This is a genomic window from Halovivax sp., assembly GCA_007119345.1.
GTDB lineage: Archaea > Halobacteriota > Halobacteria > Halobacteriales > Natrialbaceae > Halovivax.
The window spans coordinates 1-9,710 of record SKPV01000071.1; the positions used below are offsets into that span (position 1 = coordinate 1).

Sequence of the window (9,710 nt, forward strand, 5' to 3'; positions counted from 1 at the left end):
ACCCGCGAGTACCCCGGCAGTACCGAGTACCGACTACCCGCGAGTACCCCGGCAGTACCGAGTACCGACGACCCGCGGACCCTCCTGCGGGACCGAGTGACGACGGTCGACGGCCACCCATTCGACGATGGTCGAACGCAGTCGACCGGCAACGAGTCGGCGGCGTTCGACGTCGGCCGACGAAGAACCGGACCGCGCCGAGCGACCAGGGTCGTTCCTCGACCGGTCAACGGGTAGCGACGGCCGTCTGCATCCCGTCGCTGTTGTAGGCGGATCCCACGCGACCTTCCGCGTCGATCGCGATGACGCCCGCGCTGGATCCGGTCAGTTCGCCGAACTCCTCGATGGCGAGTTCGGTCGCCGCCTCGGCGTCGAGACCGCGCTCGATGTGACCGGCGACCCGGCGGGAGAGGGTAACGCGCGCGATATCCTCGCCGGCGCCGGTCGCGCTGACGCCCGCCGCGGGAGAACAGTAGAATCCGGAGCCGACCTGGGGGACGTCACCGACGCGGCCTGCCAGCGCCAACCACCGGCCGCCGGTCGAGGTGGCCGCGGCGAGGCGCTCACCGTCGACGGCTACCGCGCCGACGGTGTCGTGGTCGTGGGCGTCGCCGACGCCGGGTGCGCCGGAAGGAGTCTCCGAATCACCCGCCCGGGTATCCGCCTCGCCCTCCTCGTCGCGTCCGTCCGGGTCCGTCCGTCCGTAGCGATCGCGAATCCACGCCAGGTGCGCGGCCGGATCGCCCGCAGGCGGATCCAACTCCGCCCACTTCTCCCGCGTTCGCTCGGACCAGAGATCGACCCCGGTCTCGACGCCGTAGGCCTCCGCCAGCGCCACGGCGTGTTCCCCGGAGACGAACCCGTGGGGCGTCTCCTCCACGACGACGCGGGCGACGCTGACGGCGTGTTCGACGCCCGGCATCGAGCAGGCCGCGCCGACGGCGCGGTCGTCCGTCATGACCCCCGCGTCGGTTCGTACCTCGCCGTCGCTCTGGACCGCGCCGCCGACGCCGGCGTTGAACCGCGGCGAGGATTCCAGGACGCGCACCGCCTCCTCGACCGCGTCGAGCGGCGTCGGCGCCGCCGCGCCCGTCTCGGCCGCCTCGTCGAGTACGGCCCGTCGTGACTCCGGTTCCTCGGGAACGCCGCCCGCACCGCCGTGGACGATCACTCGCATACCATCGCGTTCGTTCGAGGCAGTGTAACCGTCACGATTGGGGACGCGTCTTCCGGGAGTCGAGCGTCGCCGCCGACCGAACGGACCGCCCGTTCATTACGGCCGAGCCCGGATTGACGCGAGTCGCGAACGGGTTCGGTCGCGGTGGCGAAGTTCGCAAATGTTGCACCCGCTCGGCGCCAAATGGTAGGCCTTTTAGGCACGACGGCGGGACCTACAGACGAAATGAGTTACGACTACGACAAGGTAGAGGTCCCCGAAAACGGCGAGATGATCACGCTCGTCGACGGGACCGAAGACGAGCTCGAGGTACCCGACAACCCGATCATCCCCATCATCTACGGCGACGGCGTCGGTTCGGACGTCGGCCCCGCCGCCCAGCAGGTGCTCGAGGCCGCCGCGGCGGCCACCGGCCGCGAGATCAGCTGGATGCGCGTCTACGCGGGCGAGAGCGCTCGCGAGCGCTACGACGAGAACCTGCCTGACGACACCGTCGAGGCGATCAAGGAACACCGCGTCGCGATCAAGGGACCGCTGACGACGCCCGTCGGCGCCGGCTTCCGCTCGCTGAACGTCGGCCTGCGCAAGCTGCTCGACCTGTACGCGAACGTCCGCCCGACCTACCACCTCGACGGCGTCCCCTCGCCGGTCAAAGCGCCCGAGAAGATGGACATGGTCACCTTCCGGGAGAACACCGAGGACGTCTACGCCGGTATCGAGTGGGAAGCCGGCACGGACGAGGTCGAGCAGGTGAAGGCGTTCGTCGAAGACGAGATGGGTGCCTCCGGCGTCATCCACGACGGCCCCGTCGGTATCGGCGTCAAGCCGATCACGGAGTTCGGCACGAAGCGTCTCGTCCGCCGCGCCATCGACTACGCCCTCGAGCACGACCGCGACTCGGTCACCCTGGTCCACAAGGGCAACATCATGAAGTTCACCGAAGGGCAGTTCCGCGACTGGGGATACGAGGTCGCCGAAGAGGAGTACGGCGACGAGGTCATCACCGAGGACACCCTCTGGGAGGAGCGCGACGGCGAGCAGCCCGAGGACGCCGTCGTCGTCAACGACCGCATCGCCGACAACATGCTCCAGCAGATTCTGACCCGCACCGACGAGTACGACGTCGTCGCGACGATGAACCTGAACGGCGACTACATGTCCGACGCCTGCGGCGCCCAGATCGGCGGTCTCGGCATCGCGCCCGGCGCCAACTTCGGCGACGGTCGCCTGCTCGCCGAACCCGTCCACGGCTCCGCACCCAAGTACGAGGGTCAGGACAAGGTCAACCCGACCGCCATGATCCTCTCTGGCCGGATGATGCTCGAGTACATGGGCTGGTCCGACGCCGCCGACCTCGTCCGCGACGCCGTCGAGGAGACCATCTCGGAGGGCTTGGTCACCTACGACCTGGAGCGCCAGCTCGAGGGCGCCGAGAAGCTCGCCACAAGCGAGTTCGCCGAGGAGGTCGTCGCGAACGTCGAAAAACTGGCGTAGGCAGTTTTTCGAACGGTCAGAACGCCCGGCGTTCTGACGAAGCCGAGACGCTGTCGTGGACGGCCGTTCGAGTGGTCGACGCACACGAATTTTACCGAGGTGGGGCGCCGTGGTTCGCTCGCAGGTCGGACGGCCCAGATGCGATCCCGATCACACCTGCGGCGAGATCGATCGCGCGGGCCGACGACGCACCGAGTCGCTACCGCGGGAGAGACGCCCTATCCGATCGACGTAAGGACGAACACCTGGCCAAAATTATTTCTTCTGGTGACTGTTAGTGGAGGGCATGGGTCGAGCCCCCACACCGCCGGAGGCGGTGCCAGACTTCCTCGTGGAACGATTCGGCGACCACTCGCCGGAGGAACTCCGAACCATCGCCGAGTACGCCGAGACGTCGAACCGGTACCGGGTCGACGGGGACGTGCCGGACCACGTCGTGGCGCCGTTCGCGATGCAAGACGACGACACCGTCGCCGCGTGTGCCAGCTACGCGATCGAACTCGCGGAGTTCCTCGAATCGGGCGGCGTCGACGAGCCCGACGAACCGAGCGGGACGCACGCTCGGGACGACGCCCCGATACGCGGGGGCTCGTTCTTCGGGTGACCGCCACGATCCCGCGACGGCTGGGGCGCCCGCGAGCGTCGCCGGCCCCGACGCTCACCCGGATCGCCAGCTCGGATTCTCCCGCGGCGGGCTGAAAATGTCGACGCCGCGAACGGTCTCATCGCCGCGGTTCTCGGCGCCGTGGGGCTCGTCCCCCGGAATCGCGTACGAGTCGCCGGGGCCACAGACGATCTCCTCGCCGTCGACGAGGAACGTCAGGTCGCCCTCGTAGATGAACCCGGTCTGTTCGTGCGGGTGACTGTGTTCTTCCACCGCGGCGCCGGGCTCGATCTCGAAGTGCTGGACGTTCATCGAGTCGGTGCCGGCCGTGATCGACAGGTGGACGCCGTCGGCCGCCTCCGCGGTATCGACGTCGTCGAGCGGGACGCGCTCCATAGGTCGACTCTCGACTCGGAGTGGCTAAAAGCCGCGGTTCGCGGCGACCCGACCGGCAATCGCGTCTCCGTCCATCCCGTTACCGCTCGGTGCGCCCACCGCGTCGCCGCCCGCCCCGTTACCACTCGGTGCGCCCACCGCGTCGCCGTCCGTCCCGTCACCGCGTGCGGCACGGCCCATCGCGTCGCGCTCGGACTCGGTTTCGGAAACCGGCAACGACACCGACGCGTTCAACTGGGTTCCGACCCGACGTGCGGACATGTACGCGGTCGTCGGCTGCGGCGAGTGCTCGCACCTGTGGTTGCTCGAGGGGCGATCGGAGACGACGGAGTGTCCTCGGTGTGGAACCCGACGGCGCTACGAGCAGCGGCGGACGTTCGTCGAGACGGACGATCCGGACCACGCGCGCGAAGTGCGGGCATCGATGCTCGCGAACCGCCAGGGGGAAGGTGACGCGTTCGCGTCGGTGGATTCGTTCGCGGACCTCGACGAGCAGGTCGCCGACGGCGTCGTGAGCGACGAGGAGTACCTCGAAGCCAGCGGACTCGACGCCGACGAGATCGCCGACGCCGGCGACCGTGACCCGCGCGGGCCGGTCCGCCACGGCAGTCGTCGAGAAATCGTCGAAGCTGCGCTCGGGGAGCTCGACGGGCCCACGGAGTCGGCGGTCGTCGAGTACGCCGGCGAGCGTGGCGTGCCGGGAGACGCCGCCCGCCGGATCCTGGAAAAGCTGGTCCGCAGCGGCGCCGCCTCCGAGAGCGGCGGCCGGTACCGGTCCGTCTGACCGCCCGCGTGAAAGCCGCTCGGCCGGCCTCGTCCCGCCGCCGCAGGGATTATCCCCGCGGGATCTGAATGTCCCCGCGCATGAACCCTATCGACGCCCTGAGGTGGACGGTTCTGCACCGCGCGATCTCGACCGCCGCCTTCGTCGCCGGCTTCTGCCTGTTCGGGCTGGGGATGGTGGTCGGGTTCGGGGGCGCGGTCGAGGCGTTCCTGAACGACCCGCTCGATCCGGCCGGCGCGGCGGCCGCGGCGAACGCGACGGCGCTGCTCGCGTTCGCGCTCGTCGGATTCCTCGTCTGGCAGTTCGGTAAGACCTTCGCGCTGTACTGGACGCTCCCGCGCGCGACCGCGAGGCGATCCGCGCGGTCCGTCGACGAGAAGCGGATCCGCAGCGAGGTGCTGGAGGCGCTCGACGGGAGGCTCGCCGAGATGGAGTCCGAGCTCGAGGCGACGCGACGCGCCGTCGAGCGACTCGAGGACGGCGATCGCACCCAGTCGTACGACGAGACCGACGGGCGCGCCGGCACCGCACCGCCCTCCGAGGGCCGTCCCGAGGGCGGTTCGTCCAGCGGCGCTCGTCGACCCCCGTCGTCGCCGTCCCAGCGGACCGCACCTGCGAACGCCGGCGCCGACGCCGGGGAGAGTACCTCGACGACCGAGCGGATCGGTTCACCCGACGACCGCGCCTGAGAACGGGTGAAGGCGAATTCCACCGCAGCCGTCCCGCGACCGGCCGAAGCGCATCGACACCCGCGACCGGCTACCCTTCCAGGATCTCGTCGTCCGCGACCTGGGGAACGACGAGTCGGCCGTCCAACGAGACGACGCCGCGACCGCCGACTCGGACCTCGCCGTCGACCCGCACGCGGACGAAGCCCGGTCGATCGACGTAATGGCCCTGCTCGAACCGCATCTCGTCGGGGACCTCCGCGTCGGTCGCCACCGCCACGCCGACGTCGCCCGCACCGGTTCCGGCCGCCAGGGTCTCCGGCGAACCGCCCGAGAAGGCGCCGAAGCGGTTGAGGTACGCACCCGTCGCGCCGCTCGCGGTCCCCGTCACCGGATCCTCCTGAATGCCCGCGCCCGGCGCGAACATTCGCCCGTGAAGCGTCGACTCGGCCTCGAGGGCGTCGAAGGTGAACAGATAGACGCCGGTCGCGTCGACCTCGTCCGCCAGCGACTCGATCGCCGCCATATCCGGATCCGCGCCGCCGACGTCCTGGAGGTAGACGATCGGCACGATCAAGAAGGGGAGTCCGGTGGAGGCGACCGCCAGCGGGAGGTCCTCGCCGACCCCCTCGAGCGCCGCGACCTCGACGCCGAGCGCCTCGGCCACGCGTTCGTACGCGAGGTCCACCTCGCGGACCGTCGGGGCCCCCTGGGACATCCAGACCGTGCCGTCCCCCTCGACGTCGACGTCCAACACGCCGACGTTCGTCTCTAGCGTCGTCGTCCCCGCGTCGACGTCGCCGGCTTCGTACAGCGAGACGAAGGAACCGATCGTCGCGTGCCCGCAGAGGTCGACCTCCCGGGTCGGCGTGAAGTACCGGATGCGGTAGTCGGCCTCGTCGCTCTCGAACAGGAAGGCGGTCTCGCTCACGGAAAGTTCGCGGGCGATCGCCTGCATCTGTTCGTCGACGAGTTCGTCCGCGTCCCGGACGACACCCGCGGGATTCCCGGCGAGCGGTTCGTCCGCGAATGCGTCGACCAGCCGGACCGACACCGTCCGTGTGCCGTCGCTCATGCACGGTCGAACGGGCGCCGGGGACTATAGTCGTACCGACCCGCCTCCCCAACTCCGGCATGGGTCAGTGGTCCACCCCCCGACGTTCGCGCTCGGCGACGGGTTCGAACGGAAGGGGTCAGATCGGCGAAGGCGGGTCGATCTTCCGACCGGGACCAGCCAATCTCGCCCGAGAGCCGACGTTTATGGGTCCGCTGGACGTACCGGTGACAATGGCCTTCCGCGTTGACGAGTCCGCGAGCGACGTTCGGGTGTTCGATCGTTTCGACGGCGGCGTCAGCTGGATCGCCCACCCCGAAGAGACCATGCAACGGGCCAGTCACGCGCTCGAGGTCGACGGCGAGGTCTGGGTGATCGACCCCGTCGACGGCGAGGGTCTGGACGACCTGCTCGCCGAGTTGGGAGACGTCGCCGGCGTCGTCGTCCTGTTCGACCGCCACCGTCGGGACGCGGATCCGATCGCCCGGCGCCACGACGTGCCGGTCTACCTCCCCGACTGGTTCGACGACGTCGGCGACGAACTCGACTCGCCGGTCGCTCGCTTCGGCGCCGAGCTCGCGGACACCGGCCTGGGCGCCCACGTGGTGAAAAACGGCCCGTACTGGCAAGAGGCCGCCCTCTACGACGCCGAGCGGCGGACCCTCGTCGTTCCCGAGGCGGTCGGCACCGCCGCGTACTTCCGCACCGACGACGCCCGCCTCGGCGTCCACCCGATGCTCCGGGCGTTCCCGCCGCGCGACCGACTCTCGGGGTTCGACCCGGACCGCATCCTCGTCGGCCACGGCGAGGGAGTCGCGACCGACGGCGCCGCGGCGCTCGAGGACGCCCTCGCCGGTGCCAGGCGACGGGCGCCGCGCCTCTACGCGAAGGCGCTTCGCCAGCTCTCGCCGATCTGAGGCCGGCGGCCTCGTCGACCGGATCGGTCGATCGTCGTCGGCGGTCGTAGGTCAGCCATCGGCGGACGCCAAAGGTCACCCATCGGCGGACGGCGTGGACCAGCACTCGCCGGACGTCGTGGGCCCCAGCTCACCCACCCCGCCGACGGCGAACAACGCGAACCGTTCGATCGCTCAGCCGTACAACCGACGGTGTTCGACCCGCATGCAGCGGTCCTGGACGACGGTCTTGTCGGCGGCCTCGGCGCGCGCCGCCGCCTCCTCGTCGCGGATCCCCAGCTGAGTCCAGATCACGCGCACGTCGTCCCGATCGAGGGCCTCGTCCACGATGTCGGCGACTTCGTCGCTCGGTCGGAAGACGCAGGCCACGTCCACCTCCTGTTCGACGGCAGCGAGGGAATCCGCCGGCTCGCGTCCGAAAATCTCCTCGGCGTGCGGATTGACGGGGACGATCTCGTAGCCGTTCTCGCGGAGGTACCGGGGGACGTCGTGGGCGTCCTTTCCGGGCGTGCTCGAACAGCCGACGACGGCGATCGTCCGGAGGCCCAGGATCTCCCGGAGCGCCTCGTCGCTCTCGACTGGCATGGCCGACTCTACAGGGACCGGCCACCTAAACCGTCGGGATCGCCGCGAAAATCGAGTCCGGTCCTTTGATCCGCTCCGGAGTCAGGAGAGGCCCGCCGTTCGAATCGCCCGCTCCTCGCCGTCGCCCTCTTCGATCTCGATCACGACGTCGAACAGCTGCTTCAGCGTGTTCATCGTCTGGTCGTCGTGGGCCGTCGAGTCGATGACGCACAGTCCCAGCGCGTCGGCGCTCTGTATCCGGCCGGTGAAGACGTGGAGGAATCGGAAGACGGTCTGGAGGTTCGAGTACATCAGCAGCGTCGAGATCGAGTGCAACAGGATGCGATTGTCCGTGAGGCCGCGGGCCTCGTAGAACTCCTGGAGGAACTCGGAGAGCTTGATCCCGATGCCGGTCATGTCGACGGGTGAGGAGGCGTACTTGATGCGCGGATCGTCGTCGATCGTTCCGATTCCGCGCTGCTTGGTGACGCAGTCGACCACACCGACGTCCGGGTCGGAGACGTCGACGGCGGCGTCGAATTCGCTCAGGACCTTGTCGGCGCTGTCTTTGGTCGTCACGACGATCGATCCGTCGTCGCGATTCGCGCCGCTGACCAGAATGTCGAGCGCGAGGTCGCGCTTGCCGGTCAGCGGTGGCCCCGCTACGAGAACGTTCGTGCCGGAGTCGATATCGTCCGCGGGGTGGACGTCGGCGAGGTCGTACATGCCAGGTTCTCACATCCTCTCGTCGGGCACCGTGACGATCGCGATCGAACGCGTTCCCACTATGGGAAACACATACGGTGAGCGGGTTATATTCCTTTTGATTACATACATCCTTCAGCGGTGATTTGTTTCGGGGATTGGCAGCAGACGCCGGAATCGGAGCCGGAACGAGCCGGTTTCGGGAGGGAGGTTGCGAGCCGCGTCGAAGGAAGTCGAGAGCCACAGCCAAAGGGGTCGCGAGCCGCGGCGGAGGGAGAGGAAGCCGTGGCAACCTCTGGGCGGGCCCGCTACAGCGGGGAGCCGACGACGAGGGCCGCCCGACCGACGATGAACGCGACCGCGGCGAGGAACATCCCGTACTTGAGGTGTGCCTGCCCCGCGGCCGGATCGCGGAAGCTCTCGCGGGCGGCGTACACCATGTAGGCGGCTGCCGGGATCACGATCGCCAGGTACGCCTCCTCGAAGTGCCCGAGGAAGTACGGCGTCGGGCTGGCGAGGATCGCCGCCGCCAGCACGGCCGCCGCCACCCAGAGCGCCCGTCGCTCGCCGATCGCGATCGGCAGCGTGTTCAGCCCTTCCTTCCGGTCGCCCTCGACGTCCTCGACGTCCTTGACGATCTCGCGGCTGATCGTGGACAGCGCGGCGAGCAGGAAGAGGACGATCGCCGGTTCGACGTTCCCGACCGCCGCGGCTCCGAAGAGGAAGGTGGACCCGCCGAGGTAGGCGACGACCACGTTGCCCGCCCCCGGAAGTCCCTTGAAGATCGACGTGTAGCTCACCAGCGCGGCCAGGTTGATCACCGCGATGGCGATCGCGAGCCACGGCAGCGTCAACGCCAGCGCCACGGCGCCGACGAAGCAGGCGATCGAGTACCACAGCGCCTGACGCGGGGTCACGGCGCCCCGGGGAATCGGACGATCCGGCTTGTTGTGGGCGTCGATCTCGCGGTCGAAGTAGTCGTTGATCGCGTTGCCGGCCCCGGTGCCCAAGAAGGTGGCTACGACCGCGGCCGCCACGAAGTACAGCGCGTCGGTCACTCCGCCAGCGACGAACGCGCCGATGAACGTCAACACGCCGGCGGCGAAGGAGTTCACTGGCCGCAACAGCTCCCACAACCCGCGCGCCGTCTCGACCGCCGTCATGGCGGTGAGTGTTCAACCGGCCGTGATAAAGCGTGCGATCCGCGTCCGTGCAGGTCGGCGCTGGGTAGGCCGGGAACGGAGCTGATCGCGGCCGGGGCGAATCTCGATCGGGCTGATCAGGGCCGGGGCAAATAGACGACCGCGTGCGATCGCCGCAGGACCGGATCGCCGCAGGACCGGATCG

11 protein-coding genes are annotated in these 9,710 nt (G+C 69.2%); 5 read left to right on the forward strand and 6 right to left on the reverse strand.

The window, feature by feature from the left end; all coding sequences use genetic code 11:
- Positions 1–226 precede the first annotated feature (226 nt).
- A complete protein-coding gene (locus QZT59_RS05150; protein WP_290812325.1) occupies positions 227–1,177 on the reverse strand; it encodes an isoaspartyl peptidase/L-asparaginase family protein in 951 nt (316 codons plus the stop codon).
- Between the two features lie 225 nt (positions 1,178–1,402).
- On the opposite strand from QZT59_RS05150, the gene icd reads away from it, so the two are divergent.
- Both icd and QZT59_RS05160 read left to right on the forward strand, forming a co-directional pair.
- On the forward strand, positions 1,403–2,671 hold the full coding sequence (gene icd / locus QZT59_RS05155; protein ID WP_290812328.1) for an isocitrate dehydrogenase (NADP(+)): 1,269 nt from the start codon (positions 1,403–1,405) through the stop codon (positions 2,669–2,671).
- A gap of 286 nt (positions 2,672–2,957) precedes the next feature.
- Positions 2,958–3,275, forward strand: coding sequence for a hypothetical protein (locus QZT59_RS05160; protein ID WP_290812331.1), 318 nt, complete (start codon positions 2,958–2,960; stop codon positions 3,273–3,275).
- 54 nt (positions 3,276–3,329) lie between these two features.
- Here the strand turns inward: QZT59_RS05160 and QZT59_RS05165 are convergent, their stop codons facing one another.
- Positions 3,330–3,671 carry a cupin domain-containing protein gene (locus tag QZT59_RS05165; protein ID WP_290812334.1) on the reverse strand — a complete coding sequence of 114 codons (342 nt, stop codon included), beginning with the start codon at positions 3,669–3,671 and terminating at the stop codon, positions 3,330–3,332.
- Positions 3,672–3,930: 259 nt separating this feature from the next.
- On the opposite strand from QZT59_RS05165, the gene QZT59_RS05170 reads away from it, so the two are divergent.
- Both QZT59_RS05170 and QZT59_RS05175 read left to right on the forward strand, forming a co-directional pair.
- The gene (locus tag QZT59_RS05170) at positions 3,931–4,455 is read left to right on the forward strand and encodes a DUF5817 domain-containing protein (protein ID WP_290812337.1); all 525 of its coding nucleotides are present in this window, start codon (positions 3,931–3,933) and stop codon (positions 4,453–4,455) included.
- Between the two features lie 80 nt (positions 4,456–4,535).
- Entirely contained in the window at positions 4,536–5,144 is a 609-nt protein-coding gene (locus QZT59_RS05175; RefSeq protein WP_290812340.1) for a hypothetical protein, read from the forward strand.
- A 70-nt stretch (positions 5,145–5,214) separates the two neighbouring features.
- Here the strand turns inward: QZT59_RS05175 and QZT59_RS05180 are convergent, their stop codons facing one another.
- Positions 5,215–6,198, reverse strand: a complete 984-nt coding sequence (locus tag QZT59_RS05180; RefSeq protein ID WP_290812344.1) for a PhzF family phenazine biosynthesis protein — start codon at positions 6,196–6,198, stop codon at positions 5,215–5,217.
- Between the two features lie 212 nt (positions 6,199–6,410).
- Between QZT59_RS05180 and QZT59_RS05185 the strand changes: the two genes are divergently transcribed.
- Positions 6,411–7,094, forward strand: a complete 684-nt coding sequence (locus QZT59_RS05185) for a hypothetical protein (protein WP_290812347.1) — start codon at positions 6,411–6,413, stop codon at positions 7,092–7,094.
- A 174-nt stretch (positions 7,095–7,268) separates the two neighbouring features.
- Here QZT59_RS05185 and QZT59_RS05190 read toward each other — a convergent pair whose 3' ends face one another.
- The 3 genes from QZT59_RS05190 to QZT59_RS05200 all read right to left on the reverse strand — a co-directional run bounded on the left by QZT59_RS05190 (position 7,269) and on the right by QZT59_RS05200 (position 9,526).
- Positions 7,269–7,679, reverse strand: coding sequence for a CoA-binding protein (locus QZT59_RS05190; protein WP_290812350.1), 411 nt, complete (start codon positions 7,677–7,679; stop codon positions 7,269–7,271).
- Positions 7,680–7,760: 81 nt separating this feature from the next.
- Positions 7,761–8,384, reverse strand: a complete 624-nt coding sequence (locus QZT59_RS05195) for an RAD55 family ATPase (RefSeq protein WP_290812353.1) — start codon at positions 8,382–8,384, stop codon at positions 7,761–7,763.
- A gap of 287 nt (positions 8,385–8,671) precedes the next feature.
- Positions 8,672–9,526, reverse strand: coding sequence for a geranylgeranylglycerol-phosphate geranylgeranyltransferase (locus QZT59_RS05200; protein WP_290812356.1), 855 nt, complete (start codon positions 9,524–9,526; stop codon positions 8,672–8,674).
- Positions 9,527–9,710 lie beyond the last annotated feature (184 nt).

Bases quoted from the DNA above. Each gene is read 5' to 3' on its own strand.
- QZT59_RS05150 (WP_290812325.1), bottom strand. From the start codon at position 1,177: ATGCGAGTGATCGTCCACGGCGGTGCGGGCGGCGTTCCCGAGGAACCG.
- icd (WP_290812328.1), top strand. From the start codon at position 1,403: ATGAGTTACGACTACGACAAGGTAGAGGTCCCCGAAAACGGCGAGATG.
- QZT59_RS05160 (WP_290812331.1), top strand. From the start codon at position 2,958: ATGGGTCGAGCCCCCACACCGCCGGAGGCGGTGCCAGACTTCCTCGTG.
- QZT59_RS05165 (WP_290812334.1), bottom strand. From the start codon at position 3,671: ATGGAGCGCGTCCCGCTCGACGACGTCGATACCGCGGAGGCGGCCGAC.
- QZT59_RS05170 (WP_290812337.1), top strand. From the start codon at position 3,931: ATGTACGCGGTCGTCGGCTGCGGCGAGTGCTCGCACCTGTGGTTGCTC.
- QZT59_RS05175 (WP_290812340.1), top strand. From the start codon at position 4,536: ATGAACCCTATCGACGCCCTGAGGTGGACGGTTCTGCACCGCGCGATC.
- QZT59_RS05180 (WP_290812344.1), bottom strand. From the start codon at position 6,198: ATGAGCGACGGCACACGGACGGTGTCGGTCCGGCTGGTCGACGCATTC.
- QZT59_RS05185 (WP_290812347.1), top strand. From the start codon at position 6,411: ATGGCCTTCCGCGTTGACGAGTCCGCGAGCGACGTTCGGGTGTTCGAT.
- QZT59_RS05190 (WP_290812350.1), bottom strand. From the start codon at position 7,679: ATGCCAGTCGAGAGCGACGAGGCGCTCCGGGAGATCCTGGGCCTCCGG.
- QZT59_RS05195 (WP_290812353.1), bottom strand. From the start codon at position 8,384: ATGTACGACCTCGCCGACGTCCACCCCGCGGACGATATCGACTCCGGC.
- QZT59_RS05200 (WP_290812356.1), bottom strand. From the start codon at position 9,526: ATGACGGCGGTCGAGACGGCGCGCGGGTTGTGGGAGCTGTTGCGGCCA.